General features: G+C 63.5%; 15 protein-coding genes and 1 pseudogene. 9 read left to right on the top strand and 7 right to left on the bottom strand.

Translation table 11 applies throughout. The features are described from left to right. Positions 1-138: 138 nt before the first annotated feature. From J7E36_RS12235 to J7E36_RS12210, 6 genes are all read right to left on the bottom strand, one after another. Complete coding sequence (locus tag J7E36_RS12235) at positions 139-804, bottom strand: response regulator transcription factor (RefSeq protein WP_215003173.1); 666 nt, start codon at positions 802-804, stop codon at positions 139-141. A 55-nt stretch (positions 805-859) separates the two neighbouring features. Further along, positions 860-1,393: a PQQ-dependent catabolism-associated CXXCW motif protein gene (locus J7E36_RS12230; protein WP_215003171.1), complete on the bottom strand. Its 534-nt coding sequence runs from the start codon at positions 1,391-1,393 to the stop codon at positions 860-862. A 251-nt stretch (positions 1,394-1,644) separates the two neighbouring features. Next, positions 1,645-2,436, bottom strand: a complete 792-nt coding sequence (locus tag J7E36_RS12225; RefSeq protein ID WP_215003169.1) for an ABC transporter permease — start codon at positions 2,434-2,436, stop codon at positions 1,645-1,647. Next, positions 2,433-3,164, bottom strand: coding sequence for an ABC transporter ATP-binding protein (locus J7E36_RS12220; protein ID WP_215003167.1), 732 nt, complete (start codon positions 3,162-3,164; stop codon positions 2,433-2,435). The genes J7E36_RS12225 and J7E36_RS12220 overlap by 4 nt, the downstream gene beginning before the upstream one ends. Next, complete coding sequence (locus tag J7E36_RS12215; protein WP_215003165.1) at positions 3,161-4,150, bottom strand: YVTN family beta-propeller repeat protein; 990 nt, start codon at positions 4,148-4,150, stop codon at positions 3,161-3,163. The genes J7E36_RS12220 and J7E36_RS12215 overlap by 4 nt, the downstream gene beginning before the upstream one ends. A 27-nt stretch (positions 4,151-4,177) precedes the next feature. Then, positions 4,178-5,362, bottom strand: a complete 1,185-nt coding sequence (locus J7E36_RS12210) for an ABC transporter substrate-binding protein (protein WP_215003163.1) — start codon at positions 5,360-5,362, stop codon at positions 4,178-4,180. Between the two features lie 359 nt (positions 5,363-5,721). Between J7E36_RS12210 and pedF the strand changes: the two genes are divergently transcribed. The 6 genes and pseudogenes from pedF to J7E36_RS12180 form a co-directional block, all read left to right on the top strand. Then, on the top strand, positions 5,722-6,183 hold the full coding sequence (pedF, locus tag J7E36_RS12205) for a cytochrome c-550 PedF (protein ID WP_215003161.1): 462 nt from the start codon (positions 5,722-5,724) through the stop codon (positions 6,181-6,183). A gap of 5 nt (positions 6,184-6,188) precedes the next feature. Beyond that, positions 6,189-7,064, top strand: coding sequence for a substrate-binding periplasmic protein (locus tag J7E36_RS12200; protein ID WP_215003159.1), 876 nt, complete (start codon positions 6,189-6,191; stop codon positions 7,062-7,064). Between the two features lie 10 nt (positions 7,065-7,074). Continuing rightward, positions 7,075-7,830 (top strand): quinoprotein dehydrogenase-associated SoxYZ-like carrier, encoded by a 756-nt coding sequence (locus J7E36_RS12195; protein ID WP_215003157.1) that lies wholly within the window; start codon positions 7,075-7,077, stop codon positions 7,828-7,830. Positions 7,831-7,846: 16 nt separating this feature from the next. Further along, positions 7,847-8,782, top strand: coding sequence for a quinoprotein relay system zinc metallohydrolase 1 (locus tag J7E36_RS12190; protein WP_215003155.1), 936 nt, complete (start codon positions 7,847-7,849; stop codon positions 8,780-8,782). Positions 8,783-8,968: 186 nt separating this feature from the next. Continuing rightward, entirely contained in the window at positions 8,969-10,744 is a 1,776-nt protein-coding gene (locus tag J7E36_RS12185) for a PQQ-dependent methanol/ethanol family dehydrogenase (protein WP_215003153.1), read from the top strand. A 242-nt stretch (positions 10,745-10,986) separates the two neighbouring features. Then, a pseudogene (locus J7E36_RS12180) lies at positions 10,987-11,532 on the top strand (aldehyde dehydrogenase family protein); the annotation flags it as partial. Positions 11,533-11,641: 109 nt separating this feature from the next. On the opposite strand, the gene J7E36_RS12175 reads toward J7E36_RS12180, so the two are convergent. Beyond that, on the bottom strand, positions 11,642-11,866 hold the full coding sequence (locus J7E36_RS12175; RefSeq protein ID WP_215003151.1) for a YgdI/YgdR family lipoprotein: 225 nt from the start codon (positions 11,864-11,866) through the stop codon (positions 11,642-11,644). A 220-nt stretch (positions 11,867-12,086) separates the two neighbouring features. Here J7E36_RS12175 and J7E36_RS12170 point away from each other — a divergent pair, with 220 nt between their 5' ends. From J7E36_RS12170 to J7E36_RS12160, 3 genes are all read left to right on the top strand, one after another. Further along, positions 12,087-13,748 carry a VRR-NUC domain-containing protein gene (locus J7E36_RS12170; RefSeq protein WP_215003149.1) on the top strand — a complete coding sequence of 554 codons (1,662 nt, stop codon included), beginning with the start codon at positions 12,087-12,089 and terminating at the stop codon, positions 13,746-13,748. Further along, entirely contained in the window at positions 13,745-16,129 is a 2,385-nt protein-coding gene (locus tag J7E36_RS12165) for an ATP-dependent DNA helicase (RefSeq protein ID WP_215003147.1), read from the top strand. Before J7E36_RS12170 ends, J7E36_RS12165 begins: the two co-directional genes overlap by 4 nt. An 86-nt stretch (positions 16,130-16,215) precedes the next feature. Then, positions 16,216-18,147, top strand: a complete 1,932-nt coding sequence (locus J7E36_RS12160) for a hybrid sensor histidine kinase/response regulator (protein WP_215003145.1) — start codon at positions 16,216-16,218, stop codon at positions 18,145-18,147. Positions 18,148-18,230: the final 83 nt, after the last annotated feature.

Below are 18,230 nucleotides of genomic sequence, written 5' to 3'. Positions count from 1 at the left end.
GACCACACCTGTGGCAAGTGGACAACCTGTGGGAGCAAAGCGTGCTCGCGATGCAGGCGATGGGATCCAGCAAGAGCATCTGGCCCCATCGCGGGCGAGCCTTGCTCCCACAACGTCCTTCGCCACAAGGGCAGCCTGTCAGCGGCGCAGATAAGCCCCGAAATCAATATCGCCCGCGCTGAGGATCGCCTGCACCCGGTTGTGCACGTTGAGTTTGCGCAGGATCGCCGAGACGTGAGCCTTGACCGTGGTTTCGGCGATGTCCAGGGTGTAGGCGATCTGCTTGTTCGACTCGCCCTTGGTCATGCGTTCGAGTACCAGCAGCTGTTTGCGGGTCAGGGCCTGGAGCAGTTCGGCGGGGAAGGCCGGGGTTTCGTTCAGGCGCCGGCCCATGGGGCTTTTCTGCGTGCGGATGATGTCCGGTGGCAAGTACACGTTGCCGTTGAGGATCTGCTCGATGGCGTCGGTCATCTGCGCGCGTGGCGAGGACTTGGTGATGAACCCCACCGCGCCGTAGGTGATGGCCTGCAACACCACTTGCTTGTCCTGCTCCGCCGAGACAATCACCACGGGGATGGTCGGCGCCTCGTTGCGCAGGTTGATCAGGCCATTGAGCCCGTGCATGCCGGGCATGTTCAGGTCCAGCAGGATCAGGTCCAGGTCGTCGTGTTCGCCGGTCAGCGCCAGGGCGCTGTCCAGGTCGGCGGTTTCCATGACTTCGCTACCGGGAAAACCGTCGCTGATCACGTTGTGGATGGCTTCGCGAAACAGTGGGTGATCGTCGGCTATCAGAATTTTATACATGGCCATTCACCTCGTTATTGTGTTGTGGCTGGAGCAAGTGCACGCACGTTCAAAATCAGGGAAAAGGTTCGGGGCGGGTCGCTTGCAAGGGCAGGTTGGCCGCCTCCCAGGCATCGAGGCCATCGCGGTACCAGTACAGATGCTTATAGCCCATGGCGGCGGCGCGTTTTACCGCGTTCCAGCTCAACCAGCAATCGGAGCGGCAGTAAAAGACCAACGGTTGATCCATGCGCCCGGCGGTGGCCTTGCGCAGGTAATGGCTGAAGTAATCCTGCCAGGCCGGGTCGAGCTCACCGTCGCCGGTATTGGCCAGCCACAGGCTGCCGGGGAGGTTGGCGTGGGGTTCATTGTCGATGAAGCGCCCCTGGAGCCAGGGCCGGCGGTACACGTCGATCAGTACCGGCGGCGGGGCCTGTTCGAGCAGGCCTTGCAAGGTGGGCGTGTCGAGGGTCTGCGCGCCGTCGACGGTGGCTGGCGTGGGGCTGCGGTACTGGGCGATGCGATAGCCCTGGGGGGAAAACAGCAGCGTATCGGCCTGCGCGGCATTCAGCGCCAGGCCCAGCAAGACCATCGCCAGCAAACGGGGCATAGGATTTATCCTTTTTGTTATGCGCCCATTACATGCCAGGGTCGAGCGCTTGTGAATGCGACCATGGACAGGGAAACCAGTACTAAAGTCGTAATTTCGGCTGCTGTCATCACAGACGCAGGGCACTCATGTGGGAGCGAGCCTGCTCGCGATGGCGGTGGGTCAGTTGGCAAAGAAGTTGACTGATACACCGCCATCGCTAGCAGGCTCGCTCCCACAGGTGTGGTGCTTTACAGGGAGTGGGAGGGCCTCTAACCCGCCTTGCGCAAGGCCGCGTGCTGCGGATTGAAGGTCCACACCGCCAGCAGCGCAAACACCAGGGTCAACCCGGCGCACACCGCCATTGCCAGCGGGTTGAATCGCTCGTACAGGGCGAAACGCACCAGCTCCACCCCATGGGTGAACGGGTTCACCGCACACAGCCAGTACAGCCAGGGACTGGCCTCGAGCATCTTCCACAACGGGTACAACGCCGAAGACAGGAAGAACATCGGGAAGATCACGAAATTCATCACGCCGGCAAAATTCTCCAGTTGCCGGATCGCATTGGACAGCAACAGGCCCAGGGCACTGAGCATCAGGGCCACCAGCAACAGCGCCGGCAAGGCCAGCAACAAGCCCATGATCGGCGGCTGGATGCCGTACAACCAAGCGATGACGAGAAAGGCATAGACCTGCAGCAGCGAAATCAGCGAAGTCGCCAGCAACTTGCTCGCCAGCAGGAACGCCCGCGGCAGCGGGCTGGTCAGCAACACACGCATGCTGCCCATTTCCCGGTCGTAGACCATCGACAGCGAACCCTGCATGCCGTTGAACAGCAGGATCATGCAGGCCAGCCCGGGGACGATGTAGACCTCGTAGGGGATGTAGGTGTCGTACGGCGCGATAATGGCGATACCCAGTGCGGCGCGGAAACCGGCGGCGAACACCAGTAGCCACAGCAGCGGCCTGACCAGGGCACTGAGCAGTCGGGTGCGTTGCAGCACGAAGCGCAGCCATTCGCGCAGGACGATGCCGCTGAAGCAGTGCCAATAGGCGTTCATGGATGTGTTCCCGCTGCGGTCAATCGAGTAAAGGCCAGGCCGAGGTCGCCGCCGTGGTCCTGGCTGACGGTGCCGGCGCGGCCGCTGGCGACCAGGCGGCCCTGATGCAGGATCAACAAGTCGTCGCTAGGCTGCACTTCGTCCAGCAGATGCGTGGTCCAGAGCACGCTGATGGCCTGCTCACGGCACAATTGCCGGACGTGTTCGCCCAAGGCCAGGCGGCTGGCCGGATCGAGGCCGACGCTGGGCTCGTCGAGCAACAACAAGCGCGGTTCATGCAACAGTGCCCGGGCGATTTCCACGCGGCGCCGATGCCCACCGTTGAGGTCGCGCACCCGTTCGCAGCGGCGCTCTGTCAGGTGCTGACGCGCCAGTTCGGCGTCGATGCGCGCAGCGCCCTGACGCGCCGACAAGCCATGCAACGCCAGGTGATACCGCAGATTCTGTTCGACACTCAGGTCGAGGTCGAGGGTGCTTTGCTGGAATACCACGCCCAATTGGCGCAGCGCCGGGCGCGGTGTCTTCTGCAGGGAATGACCGCCGACGCGGATGTCGCCGCGCTGCACGTCGTACAGGCGCGTCAGCAGGGCGATCAACGTCGACTTGCCGGCGCCGTTGGGTCCCAACAGCGCGGCGAAACGCCCGGCAGACAGGCTGAAATTCACCTGTTTGAGGGCTTCGCGGGCGCCGTAGGCGAAGCTCAGGTCGCTGACCTGGAGCGCGTTCATGGCGTCACCACCACGCCCCAGGGGTAACGCCCGACCTTGACTGACTTGAGGACTTTGCGGCTGGCGACGTCGATCACCGAGACATCGCCGCTGACCCCATTGGTCGCCAGCAGTTGGCGCTGATCCGGGGTAAACGCCAGTTGCCAGACCCGGCGGCCCACCAGCAGGTAATCCAGCACCTCGAAGGTCTTCGCGTCGATCACCGCCACATGGTTGGCCGGGCCCAGGGCGACGAAGGCGAACCGGCCGTCGGCGCTGAGCTTGATGCCCACCGGCTGCACCTTGTCCGGGTGTACGCCCTTGATCTGGAATGTCAGGGTCTTGAGCACCTGGCGCGTGGCGACATCAAGCACGGTCAAGGTGCCGCCAATTTCCGCCGACGCCCAGAGCTGCGTCCCGTCGCGACTGAACTCGACGAACCGCGGGCGCTGATCCACCAGGGTGCTGTCGGCCAGGGTCTGGGTACTGGTGTCGATCCAGTGCAGCATGTTGGTGGTTTCGCTGGTGTTGACCGCCCACTTGCCGTCGGGGCTGACGGCCATGCCTTCTGGTTCGACGCCGACGCGGATCTGGCCCAGCACCTGGGAGGTCTGGGTATCGATGACCGTGACCAGGGCGTCGTCTTCGTTGGACACGTACAGCCAGCGATCATTGGGGTGCAGGGCGAATTGCTCGGGGTCTTTGCCGGAGGGCAGCTCCTTGATGATCTTGCGGGTAGCGACGTCCATCACCTGGACCCGGTCCGAATCGCTGGCACAGATGTACAGCAGGCGATTGTCGTGGGACAGCAGCAAGCCGCGCGGACGCTGGCCCACCGGCAGGGTCTCGATGACGTCCAGGCTTTGCATGTCGATCAGGCTCAGGCTGTTGTCTTTTTCGTTGGAGACCCAGGCGATGCTGGCGACGGCAGGACCGGCGGCGAGCAACACAGCGCCGAGGGCGAGAGCCCGGCAGAGCAAGGCCGGTTGGAACAGCGGGCGGCGCATGGCGGTTTTCCTTCTTGTTGTGTTCGATCAGGGGTAGCGACAGCTCACTTCAGGCTGGTCGTAGCCGAGGCTGTCCATTTCATTGGTGGGGTGCAGGAAGCCGTCCTGGGGCGAGGTGCTCACCAGCGCGCGGGGTTGAACCAGCTCAATCGGCTGGCGCAGTTGGCCGTTCCATGGCCGGTAGCTGAGCTTGCGGCCCTTGAAACCGTCCAGCGGCAACTGATCGCTGAGGGCCAGTTGGCGGATGGCGAAGGGGTCGTCCTGGCGCAGCTTGCTCACCGCGCTGGCAACGCTGCGCACGGCGATCCAGGCCGCGAAATCACGGTCGTTCATCCAGCGTCCGGCCAAGGCTTCGAAGCGTTTTTGCAATTGCGCGGCGCCGTAGGTTTCCACGGTCTTGTGCCAGCCGGTGGGCGTCAGCCCTTGGGTGCCGGCCACCGGCCGCGGGTACCAGGTCTGATACGGCAGGTACTCGCCAAAATCACCGCGCTCATCGGCCACCAGCACGACGTCGTATTCAGCGGCCTGGGTGAACAGCGGCATGTCGGCCTGGGCGCTGCGGCGTTGGTCGTTGTCGAACTGCCAGGCCTTTTCGGCGACGATGGTCATGCCGAAGCGTTTCATTGCCCGGCGCAGGGCGGCGGCGTAGGTCTGGTCCTCGGCGGTCTGGCCGACGATCAGCAAGGCCCGTTGCCATTTGCGCACGACGCTGAACTGCACCAGGGCATCGGCGAGCATGGCCCGGTCGGGCAGGCTGTGCAGCACGTTGCCCAGGCAGTCAGTGCTGCGCAAGCTGTCGTCGGGGCTGCCGGCGTTGAAGAGCAGGCTGTCGGGCAGGGCCGCACTGAGCTGGCGCAGGCTCGCCGCCGGTGCATTGACCACGAACAGCCGCAGGCCCTGTTCATGCAGGGCCCGGGCGGCCTGGAGCAAGGCTTGCGGGCTGTCGACCTGGGCGCTGTCCAAGCGGTAGTCCTGCTTGAGAAAACGTCCGGTGCTGTTGCTGTCGATGATCGCCAGCTCCGCGCCCCGCAGCCCGGCATCGGTGGGTTCGCCAATCACATTGGACAGCAGCGGTCCTGGATCGGGACGATAACCGAGGTAGCCGATGCGCACCTGCAACGGCGCGGTCTCGCCCGCCTGGGCGAGGGCCGGCAGCCAGCCACTGGCCGCAGCCAGCAGGGGGATCAGGGCGTAACTGACGAACCGGCGCATACCACCTCCATTGCAGGTGGCGTCAGCATAGGAAGCCTGTGACCCTGGGGAAATATGCAGAAAGTACCGCCGGGGCAGTACCAAGGTCGTAATTCATGGTGGAGCCGTCCCCATCCCTTGTGGGAGCGGGCTTGCTCGCGATGGCGGTAGGTCAGCTTGCACAGCTATTGACCGGGCCACCGCTTTCGCGAGCAAGCCCGCTCCCACAGGGGGGCAGCGGCGTACCTGCGTCCGACGGCCTGCTACCAAGGAACTAGGCCCCGGCCACCAAAGCAGCATTCGGCTGGCGGCAGGTGCTTCATAAGATGACGGCACGGCCTCTGCAGAGAGGTCTTGCGTGCAACCCAGAGGGCATAACAATGACAACAAAACGCAACGCCATCATCGCTACCGCATTGCTGATGGGGCTGCTCGGTGCAGGCTCGGTATGGGCCCACGGCAACGTAGTGCCCCAGGCAGTGGAAACCAAGGGACTGACCCCGATCAAGGACACCGGCGTCGCGGTGGACGGCGACGGCTGGGCTTCCGTCAACCCTTACCGCACTTCACCCGAGCATGACCGGGCGGTGGAAATCGGTTCGTCGGCCTACAACCAGAACTGCGCTGCCTGCCATGGCCTGGAAGCCAAGTCCGGGGGGATTGCACCGGACCTGCGCATGCTCGACGCTGCCGAAGCGGGGGACGAGTGGTTCGTTGAACGGGTGCGCCACGGCGCGGTGCGCGATGGCCGGGTCTACATGCCGAAAATGGCCGACTACTTGAGCCAGGAGGCCTTGTGGGCGGTGCGCACCTATCTCGACAGCGTACACGTCGAGGAGTGACCGTCATGCGCCTGTTCGCGTGGGTGATGTGCAGCGTGCTGCTGTGGGGCCAGGCGGTACAGGCGCAGGTGCGCAGCTACGACCAGATGATCGCCGCCGGTGAGTTGAAGGTGGCGGTCTACAAGGACTTCGCCCCCTACAGTTTCGAAGACCATGGCCAGCCCCGGGGCGTCGATGTCGAGCTGGCGCAGGCCCTGGCCAAGGCATTGGGTGTGCGCCTGCAACTGATCTGGGCGCCGCCCGGCGAGAAACTCGACGACGACCTGCGCGACTACATCTGGCGCAGCAGCCCGTTGCATGACCGCCAACTTGCCGACTTGATGATGCGGGTGCCGTACGATCATGACTATGTGCAAAAACGCAACGACGTCGGTGAGTTGCAAAACGCCCAGGTGGTGATGTTCGGGCCGTATCAGCAGGAATGCTGGCAGGTGGCGTATGACCGTCGGCGGCTGGACTCGGTGGCGAGCGTCGCGGTGTTCCAGCAGCACCCCATCGGGGTTGAAGTCGACAGTGTGCCGTCGTTCTACCTGACCTCGGTGTTCAACGGCCTGCTCAGTGCCAGGACCCACCATTACCCCGGCGTCAGCCAAGCGTTCAAGGCCATGCAGGCCGCCGAGGTCGACGCGGTCATGGCCATGCGCGGGGAAGTCGATTGGCAGCTGCACGAGGCGGCGGACCCAGAACTGGCGCTGGCGGAAAACGCCTACCCGAACATGGGCAAGCAGCGCTGGGAAATCGGCATGGCGGTGCATGAGAGCAACCGTCAGTTGGCTTACGCGGTGGAAGAGGCGCTGGAAGGTTTGATCCGCGACGGCAGCCTCAAGGCGGTGTATGCCCGCTATGGCCTGCGCTACGAAGTACCCGAAATGTACCAATAGGAGCGCAGGGATGAACTGGCGAGCGTGTGGCCTGCTGTTGGGGTGCCTGCCGTGGCTGGCGATGGCGGTCGAGCCCGGAAAGGATCCGGTGCCATCGGTGATGTGGGCCTTCTATCACAAGCAACTGCTGGGGGACGCGCCGTTCGTATTCGACGACCGGGTGCGGTTGTTGGCGCCGCCCTTTGCCGAAGATGCGCGCCAGGTGCCGCTGGAAATCGAAGCCCGGGCTTTTACCGGCGAGGTGGTCCGGGTGTTGGCCTGGGCCGAACTCAATCCGTTGCCGAAGATCGTTGATTTTCAACCGGCGGCGCGGGTGTTGCCCTGGCTGTCGGTCCGTATTCGTATCGAGCAGGCCACCCCGTTGCGCGCCGCCGTGCAGACCCGCGATGGGCTGTGGCACGTCGGCTCGACCCTGATCGATGCGGCCGGTGGCGGCTGCACCGCGCCCAGTGTGGTACGCACCCAGCCGGGTTGGGAGGAGCATCTGGGCGAGGTGCTGGGCGGTCGTTACCCGCGGGGGGATTCGAGTCGCTTGCGCCTGCAAGTCGCCCACCCTATGGACAATGGCCTGGTGAGCGGTATTCCGGAGTTTTTCCTCAACCAGGCGCAACTGCTGGACGCCGACGGCCAGGTGTTGGCTAGCCTGGAGCTGTTCCCGGCGGTCAGTGAAAACCCCAACCTGGGCTTCGATATCCAAGGCTCGGGACAGACCCGCCTGATGCTGCGCGACAACAGCGGCAACGCGTTCGAGGCGGCCATCCCCTGACCAGAAGGAGCGCACCATGCGCTGGCTGTTACTGATCTGTCTTGGCCTGTGCCTACCGGCGTGGTCCGCCACCGATTATGCCCTCAAGCCCCGGCAGATCGCCGAGGGCACCTGGTTGCTGGAAGGCAGCACCGAGAACTTTGCCAAGGCCAACGGCGGCAACATCGTCAATACGGCGTTCGTCGTCACTGACGCCGGCGTGGTGGTGATCGACACGGGGCCGTCGAAACGCTACGGGGAAGCCCTGCGCCACGCCATCGCGGCGACCACGGATAAACCGGTTGTCCAAGTGCTGCTGACCCACCACCATCCGGACCATGTGCTCGGCAACCAGGCCTTCAGTGACGTGTCCATCGGCGCGCTCCCCGGCACCACGCAGCTGCTGCGGCAACAGGGCGATGCCCTGGCGGAAAACATGTACCGGCTGGTGGGTGACTGGATGCGCGGCACCGAGGTGGTACTGCCAACCCAGGCGCTGGTGCCCGGCACGCTAAAGGTGGGCAATCATTCGCTACGGCTGCTGCAACTGGCCGGGCACACCGGTGCAGACCTGGCGATCCTCGACGAAACCACGGGCGTGCTGTTCGCCGGCGACCTGGTGTTCTACGAGCGCGCGCTGACCACGCCAAACAGTCCGGGGCTGGAGGTGTGGCTCAAGGACCTGGACACCTTGCAGGCGCTGCCTTGGAAGCTGATCGTGCCCGGCCACGGCCCGGTCGCGAGCGACAGCCAGCCCTTCGTGCAGATGCGCGACTACCTTGGCTGGCTCGATCAACTGATGCGCGACGGCGCGGGGCGGGGCGACGACATGGCCGAGATGACACGCAGCCCCATCCCCGAACGCTTTGCCGGGATCAGTCTGAGTCGGTATGAGCTGATTCGCAGTGTCAGCCACCTGTATCCGCGGTATGAGCGGGCGGGGATGAGGCGGGTGGATAGCAAGCACCCATAATCCAGTGGCGAGGGAGCTTGCTCCGCTTCGTGGGAGCAAAGCGTGATGGTGCAGCATCTTCATGTGTACCAAGGAACTAGAAAACTCAGCACAGCGGGCAATTGTTGGCAGGGTCCGCGGGCCCAAGAATCTGCGTCAGACCGGGGAAATTTTCCGGGTATAACAATAATCGCAGAGGTAGCCGCCATGACTCATCCCGCACGTCGCCAACCCTTCGCCGTGAGCCTGCTGCTCAGCGCCATGCTGCTGTCCGGTTCGGCACTGGCCGCCGTGACCGATCAGGAAATTCTCCAGGACCCGAAAAACCCGCAGCAGATCGTGACCAACGGCCTGGGCGTCCAAGGCCAGCGCTACAGCCCGCTCGACACCCTCAACACCGACAACGTCAAGGACCTGCGGCCGGTCTGGGCGTTCTCCTTCGGCGGTGAAAAGCAGCGCGGCCAGCAGGCGCAGCCGATGATCAAGGACGGCGTGATGTACCTCACCGGTTCCTATTCACGGGTGTTCGCGGTGGATGCACGCACCGGCAAGAAACTCTGGCAGTACGACGCACGGCTGCCCGATGACATCCGTCCGTGCTGCGACGTGATCAACCGTGGCGTGGCGCTGTACGGCGACCTGGTGTTCTTCGGCACCCTCGACGCCAAGTTGGTGGCCCTGAACAAGGACACCGGCAAAGTGGTGTGGAGCAAGAAGGTCGCCGACCACAAGGAAGGTTACTCCATCAGCGCCGCGCCGCTGATCGTCAACGGCAAGCTGATCACCGGCGTGGCCGGCGGCGAGTTCGGCGTGGTCGGTCAGATCAGCGCCTTTGATCCGAAAAACGGCGAACTGCTGTGGACCCGTCCGACCGTGGAAGGCCACATGGGCTACGTCTACAAGGACGGCAAGGCCATCGAAAACGGTATCTCCGGCGGCGAGGCTGGCAAGACCTGGCCGGGTGATCTCTGGAAAACCGGTGGAGCCGCGCCCTGGCTGGGTGGCTACTACGATCCGGAAACCAATCTGCTGCTGTTCGGCACCGGCAACCCGGCACCTTGGAACTCTCACCTGCGCCCTGGCGACAACCTCTACTCCTCGTCGCGCCTGGCCCTGAACCCGGACGACGGCACCATCAAATGGCACTTCCAGAGCACGCCTCACGACGGTTGGGACTATGACGGCGTCAACGAGCTGATCTCGTTCAACTACAAGGACGGTGGCAAGGACATCAAGGCGGCCGCCACCGCTGACCGCAACGGTTTCTTCTACGTGCTCGATCGCACCAACGGCAAGTTCATCCGCGGCTTCCCGTTTGTCGACAAGATCACCTGGGCCACCGGCCTGGACAAGGATGGGCGGCCGATCTACAACGAGGCCAGCCGCCCGGGCGCCCCCGGCAGTGAAGCCAAGGGCAGTTCGGTGTTCGTGGCGCCGGCATTCCTCGGCGCCAAAAACTGGATGCCGATGGCCTACAACCAGGACACCGGGCTGTTCTACGTGCCCTCCAACGAGTGGGGCATGGACATCTGGAACGAAGGCATCGCCTACAAGAAGGGCGCGGCGTTCCTCGGGGCCGGTTTCACCATCAAGCCGCTGAACGAGGACTACATCGGCGTGTTGCGCGCCATCGATCCGAAGACCGGCAGGGAAGTCTGGCGCCACAAGAACTACGCGCCGCTGTGGGGTGGGGTGCTGACCACCAAGGGCAACCTGGTGTTCACCGGCACGCCGGAAGGTTTCCTCCAGGCGTTCAATGCCAAGACCGGCGAGAAAGTCTGGGAATTCCAGACCGGCTCCGGCGTGCTGGGCTCGCCGATCACCTGGGAAATGGACGGCGAGCAGTATGTCTCGGTGGTTTCGGGCTGGGGCGGCGCGGTGCCGCTGTGGGGCGGCGAAGTCGCCAAGCGCGTGAAGGACTTCAACCAGGGCGGGATGCTCTGGACCTTCAAGTTGCCGAAGGACCTGGTGGCCAAGCGTTGAGTTGACCCCTGCATCTACGGCACTGCAAAACCTGTGGGAGCGAGCCTGCTCGCGATGGGGCCATGACATTCAACATCAAGGTTGACTGATCCACCGCCATCGCGAGCTAGCTCGCTCCCACAAACCTACGACCAAATAACGAGAGCCCCCCTGCCAACGACGCATTCGTCCGCCGGGCGGGGCTCTCTACCATCGGCCTATCGCCTGTCCCGTGACAGGCATCGACCAGGCAGAGGCCCATCATGATCTACGCACAACCCGGAACCCCAGGCGCCGTCGTTTCCTTCAAGCCGCGCTACGGCAATTTCATCGGCGGCGAATTCGTCGCGCCGGTCCACGGCGAGTACTTCACCAACACCTCACCGGTCAACGGCGAGGTCATCGCCGAATTCCCGCGCTCCAACGCCGCCGACATCGACAAGGCCCTGGATGCCGCCCATGCCGCCGCCAATGCCTGGGGCAAGACCTCGGTGCAGGAGCGGTCCCTGGTGCTGTTGAAAATCGCCGACCGTATCGAGCAGCACCTGGAACTGCTCGCGGTCAGCGAGACCTGGGACAACGGCAAGGCCGTGCGCGAAACCCTCAATGCCGACGTACCGCTGTCAGCCGACCATTTCCGTTATTTCGCCGGCTGCATCCGGGCGCAGGAGGGCGGCGCCGCCGAGATCAACGAACTGACCACGGCCTATCATTTTCATGAGCCGCTGGGCGTGGTCGGGCAGATCATCCCGTGGAACTTCCCGCTGCTGATGGCGGCCTGGAAACTTGCCCCGGCCCTGGCTGTCGGGGTTGGGCAGGTGACGGGCGACGGGATCGTGTTCGCCTGAAGCCTGGCAATAACCTTGTGGCGAGGGAGCAAGCTCCCTCGCCACAGGTGATCACCTTCGAACGGTGGTCTCAATCTTCCTTGCGAATCGTCGCCACGTCATCGGCGCGGACGCGGACTTTCTTGCCGGCAATGTCTTCGAATTCGTAGAAACCGTCGGAGGTGCGGGTATTGGGGGTGTCCTTGGTCAGGTACTGGGTACCGTTCTGCAAAGTCACTACGGTCGGTGATGCACAGCCGGCCAGTATCAGGAAAGCCACGGCGGCCAGGGGCAGGCTCAGAAACCTGATGTTCATATCCAAACCTCTCAATCAAAGGGACGCGGCCTGACTGATTCGACCGCGCCATCACTTAGCTAACCGCCATTGGTCCCGCTCTCCGTAGGAAAGTTCATCGCCAACTGGGGATTTCATCTCTAAATAGAAGAGACCGTTCATCTTTTACAGTTGCGAGGGCTGTTCGCAGCTGTTATCTGTATGCATAACCAGTGTTCCAGCATTCGTGGCGCTTCCTCCCGTGACAGCCAGTTCTCTCGACGATCCCTTCTACTACCTGAACAACTTTCAGCAAGTGCTGGCCTGGTTGAGTCAGCGTTATGCCGATGTACTCAGCGCCGAGGAACAGCGCTTTATCGACGCTTTCACAGCACTGCCCCGCGCCTCCCAGGGCTTGCTGGTGCGAATGGTCATGCGCAAGGGGTTGCGGTTCCGCCACAGCAAGCTCAATTACCTGGAAATCGGTGACATCGGCGTCGCCGTGCAACCGTTGCTCGCCTTGGGTTGGGTCCAGGACCAGGCCCAACTGAGCGTCGTCGAACTGTGCGAGGTGCTACTCAAGGCCGAAATCCTCCAGTGCCTGGGCCACCTGATCGAACAACCCAAGGCGAAAAAGGCCGAATGGCTCCAGGCACTTGCCGAGCAGGTCACGCAAGCGCAAGCCTTTCACGCCTGGTGCCCGCAACTTGAAGATCGACTGTACAGCCTGACGATCATGCCGCTCTGCGATCGGCTGCGGCTGATGTTCTTCGGCAATCTCTATCAGGATTGGTCGGAATTCGTGCTGGCTGACCTGGGCATCTTTACCTATGAACGCGTTGAGTTCAGCGCCGAATCGCGCGGGATGCGCAGCCGCCAGGACGTCGATACCTGCCTGTTCCTCCACGAGTGCCAGCAGCGTTTTGAAGCCGGCGAGCACCTGGAGGAGGTTGCCGCCCACATCAACACGCTGGCCCTGGACAATCCCTGGCTGGAGCGGCGGCGCGGCAAGTTGCTGTACCAGATCGGCCAGCACGGCGAGCGCATCGGTGATTTTGCCTTGGCGCTGGGTATCTATCGCGACTGCACCTATCCCAGCGCACGACTGCGGATGATCCGCGTGCTGGAGCGCATCGGCGAGTACGCTCTGGCCCTGGAACTGGGCGAAGCGGCGGCGCAGGCGCCGCAAAATGCCGCCGAGACCCAGGCCTTGCTCAGGATCGTACCACGGCTGCGGCGCAAGCTCGGCGGGCCACCCGTGCCGCGCGCCCTGGCCCGGGAAGTGGAGCGCCTGGACCTGCACCTGCCCAGGGTTGACCCGGCGCTGTCGGTGGAATATCACGTCCAGGCTCATCTGCACGACGAGGCCGCCCCGGTGCATTACGTCGAGAACAGCCTGATCAATTCGCTGTTCGGCCTGTTGTGCTGGCCGGCGATTTTCGCGCCGTTGCCGGGGGCGTTTTTCCACCCGTTCCAGCGTGGGCCGGTCGACCTGCTCAATGAGGATTTCCATGACCGTCGCGCCGAGCTGTTCGCGGCCTGCTTCGCCGAGTTGGACGATGGCCGTTACCGAGACACGATCATTCGTCGTTTCGCGGCGAAATGGGGCGTGCAGTCACCGTTCGTGTTTTGGGGCGCGCTGTCTGAAGAACTGTTGAACCAGGCCCTCGACTGCTTGCCGGCCGAGCACCTCAAGCAATGGTTCGGCCGGTTACTGCTGGACATCAAGGCCAACCGCGCCGGCATGCCGGACCTGATCCAGTTCTGGCCGCAGCACAAGACCTACCGCATGATCGAGGTGAAGGGCCCGGGGGATCGGTTGCAAGACAATCAGCTGCGCTGGCTGGAGTTCTGCCATGAGCACCGGATGCCGGTGGCGGTCTGTTATGTGCAGTGGCAGCCGGATGTGGAGCAGCGCGCATGACGTCGGCGCCGGGCTACAGCATTGCCGTGCGGGCATTGTGTGAGTTCACCGCCAAGGTCGGTGATCTCGACCTGCGTTTTACCCCATCGCCCACGGCCCTGGAGGGCATTGTCGGCCACCGCACCGTGGCGTCCCGCCGCAGCGAAACCTATCAAGCCGAGGTGAGCCTTGAGGGCGACTACCAGACGCTGAACGTCAAGGGCCGCGCCGACGGCTACGATCCGCTCCGTAACTGCCTGGAAGAAGTGAAGACCTACCGCGGTGACCTGGGTAAACAACCCCCCAATCACCGTCAGTTGCACTGGGCCCAGGCGAAAATCTACGGCTGGCTGATGTGCCATAAGCTGCAACTGCCGCGTATCGATGTGGCGCTGGTGTATTTCGACATCGTCAGCGAGAAAGAAACCTGCCTGACGCAAAGCTTTGAAGCGTCGCAACTGCTGACGTTCTTCGAGGAACACTGTGCGCGGTTCCTGGCCTGGGCCGAGCAGGAAATGGCTCATCGGCACGCGCGCAATCGGGGCGCGCAAACCCTGGCATTTCCCCACGCCGGTTTCCGGCCGGGGCAACGACACCTGGCCGAGTCGGTGTTCAAGGCCGTGAGCACCGGACGCTGCCTGATGGCCCAGGCGCCCACGGGCATTGGCAAAACCGTCGGCACGCTGTTTCCAATGCTCAAGGCGCTGGCGCCGCAGCAACTGGACAAGGTGTTCTTCCTCACGGCGAAGACCCCGGGGCGCAAGCTCGCCCTGGACGCCGCCGGGGTGATCACCCGGAGCGCGCCGTCGATGCCCATGCGGGTGCTGGAAATGATTGCCCGGGACAAGGCCTGCGAGCATCCGGACAAGGCCTGTCATGGCGAATCCTGTCCGCTGGCCCGTGGCTTCTACGACCGCTTGCCCGCTGCCCGGGCGGCCGCGAGCCAAGTCACCTTGCTCGACCAGGCAGCGTTGCGCGATGTCGCCTTGGCCCATGAGGTCTGCCCGTATTACCTGAGCCAGGAAATGGCCCGCTGGGCCGATGTGGTGGTAGCCGACTACAACTATTATTTCGACTTCAGCGCCTTGCTGTTCGGCCTGGCCCAGGCCAATGGCTGGGCGGTCGCGACCCTGGTGGACGAAACGCACAACCTGGTGGAACGGGGCCGGCAGATGTACAGCGCGACCCTGGACCAGTCGACCTTGGCAACGGTAAGAAAAACCGCCCCGGAACCGCTGAAGAAGCCTTTGGAGCGGCTCAATCGCCAGTGGAGCGCCTTGCACGCGCCGCAAATCGCTGCCTATCAGGCGTATGACAAGCCGCCAGAAAAATTCCTGCAAACACTGGCAACCTGTACCACGGCCATCGGCGATTATCTGAATGATCATCCGCAGGGGCTGGACAGCGGATTGCAGGCGTTCTACTTCGACGCCTTGCAGTTCGGCCGGGTGGCTGAATCGTTCGACGAGCAGTTCCTGTTCGACATTCACAAGCGCGAATTCGGCCGCCAGCGCAGTGGCTCGACCCTGTGCCTGCGCAACGTGGTGCCGGCCGGTTTCCTGCGCCCAAGGCTGATGGCGGCCCGCAGCAGCGTGTTGTTTTCCGCAACCTTGAGCCCCCGGCATTATTACGCCGACCTGTTGGGCACGCCGGCCAATACGGTGTGGATCGATGTGGAGTCGCCGTTTCAGGCCGACCAACTGGACGTTCAGGTGGTCAGCCGGATTTCCACGCGGTTTACCCATCGCCAGGCTTCCCTGGCGCCGATTGTTGCGTTGATGGCCCGTCAGTTCAGCGAGCGTCCCGGCAACTATCTGGCGTTCTTCAGCAGCTTCGACTACCTCCAGCAGGTCGCCGGGTTGTTTGCCGAACGGCACCCGGAGATTGTCACGTGGACGCAATCGCGCGGCATGGGCGAAGCGCCCCGCCAAGCCTTTCTCGAACGGTTCATGGAACACAGCCAAGGCATTGGCTTCGCCGTGCTGGGCGGGGCGTTCGGCGAGGGCATCGACCTGCCCGGTTCCCGGCTGATTGGCGCGTTCATCGCCACCCTGGGGCTGGCGCAGCTCAACCCGGTCAACGAACAGATCAAGCAGCGCATGGCGGTGATTTTCGGCGACGGCTATGACTACACCTACCTGTACCCCGGCCTGCAAAAAGTCGTGCAGGCCGCCGGTCGCGTCATCCGCACCCAACAGGATCGCGGGGTGGTGCTGCTCATCGACGACCGGTTCGCCGAGGCGAGGGTGCAGCAGTTGCTGCCGCGCTGGTGGCAGGTCAACCCAGAACACCAAGCCAACCCCTGTGGGAGCGAGCCTGCTCGCGATGGCGGCGTGTCAGTCACCCACGTGCCAACCGAGCCACCGCCATCGCGAGCAGGCTCGCTCCCACAAGGGGGATAAGGAGCAGGCCGAATGTGTAATAATTTTTCCTGACGCACGACTTGCCCCATACTTTGAACAAATCCACACGGATGCCTCGGCCCAATATGCTTGAGAATGATCCCCAGACGCCGCGCATTAACGAAGACCAGCGTTTCCGCCTGCTTATCGACGCGGTGGTCGACTACGCGATCTACATGACCGACCCCTCGGGCATCATTACCAGTTGGAACTCCGGCGCCCGGCGTTTCAAGGGTTATGAGGAAGCGGAAATCCTCGGCGAGCACTTCTCGCGCTTCTACACCGACCAGGACCGCGCCGCGGGCCTGCCGCAGCGGGCGCTGGACACCGCTATGCGTGAAGGCCGTTTCGAAGGCGAGGGCTGGCGGGTGCGCAAGGACGGCACGCTGTTCTGGTCCCATGTGGTCATCGACCCGATCATCGACAGCCAGAGTGGACAGCTGCTCGGGTTCGCCAAGATCACCCGCGACCTGACCGACCGCAAGATGGCTGAGGAAACCCTCAAGCAAAGCGAGCAGCAGTTCCGCCTGCTGGTGCAAAGCGTCACCGACTACGCCATCTACATGCTCGGTCCTGACGGCCAGGTCACCAACTGGAACCAGGGCGCGCAGCGCATCAAGGGCTATTTGCCGGCCGAAGCCATTGGCCAGAACTTCTCGATGTTCTATACCCCCGAGGATCGCGCCGCCGGTGAGCCGCAGCGAGCGCTGAGCATCGCCGCCAGCGTGGGGCGTTTCGAAAAAAAGGGTTGGCGCGTGCGCAAGGATGGCACGCGGTTCATCGCCCACGTGGTCATCGACGCCATTCGCAGCGAGACTGGAGCCCTACTGGGGTTTGCCAAGATCACCCGCGACATCACCGATGCTACACAGGCGCAACAGGCCCTTGAACAGGCCCGCGAGGCACTGTTCCAGTCGCAGAAACTGCAAGCCATCGGGCAGCTCACCGGCGGCGTCGCCCACGACTTCAATAACCTGCTGACGGTGATCCTGGGCAACCTGGAGATCGTGCGCAAGCGTCTGCCCGGCGAGCCAAAACTCACCCAGCTTCTCGACAATGCGACCCAGGGCGCATTGCGCGGTGTCTCGCTGACTCAAAGAATGCTGGCGTTTGCCCGGCGGCAGAAACTGACCTCCGAATCGGTCGAATTGTCGGCCCTGGTGCAGGGCATCAGTGGTTTGCTGCAAAGCTCGCTGGGCCCCTCGATCCACATCCAGACCCGCTTCGCCGAGGCACTGGCGCCGGTGCTGGCGGACGTCAACCAACTGGAGTTGGCCATCCTCAACCTGGCGACCAATGCCCGGGACGCCATGCCCCACGGCGGCCGTATCCTGATCGCCGCCGAGGAGCGACTTGTCACCGAGGCCGACGCGGATCCGTCGATGATACCCGGACGATACGTCTGCCTGTCGATCACCGATGAAGGCGAGGGCATGGACGAGGCGACGCTGGCCTCGGCCGTGGATCCATTTTTTACCACCAAGGGCGTCGGCAAGGGCACCGGCCTGGGGTTGTCCATGGTGCACGGCCTGGCCGAGCAGCTGGGTGGCCGGCTGATGCTCAAGAGCGAGAAGGGCGTGGGCACCTGCGCGCAATTGTGGTTGCCGGTGGCTGATACGTCGGCACCCGGCAGGGCGCCGACCCAGGCAGTCACGGCGCAGGCCGTTGATGAGTTGCTGGTGTTGGTAGTCGACGACGACAGCCTGGTGCTGACCAGCACCCGCCTGCTGATCGAGGACCTGGGGCACCGTGTTCTCTGCGCACCGTCCGGCCATCAGGCGCTGGAACTGTATGAGCGCAACCCGGACATCGACCTGGTGATCACCGACATGGCCATGCCACAGATGGACGGCGCGCAGTTGGCGAAACTGCTGCGTGCTCGGCATCCGAACCTGCCCATCATCCTCGCCACCGGTTACGCCGAACGCCTGGAGGGCTTTGCCAGCCAACTGCCACGCCTGACCAAGCCGTTCAAACAGATTGATCTGGTACAAATCATCGGGCAGACGATGAAATAAACCATGGGCCTCCGCACCTCTGGTCCATCGCCTTGAACTTGTTCGGCCGCAGCAGCTTCTAATGAGCCCGATTTGTTACCTGG

The organism is Pseudomonas fluorescens, assembly GCF_018614775.1.
Classification (GTDB): domain Bacteria; phylum Pseudomonadota; class Gammaproteobacteria; order Pseudomonadales; family Pseudomonadaceae; genus Aquipseudomonas; species Aquipseudomonas fluorescens_BY.
This window is presented reverse-complemented; position numbering and strand designations above follow the sequence as displayed.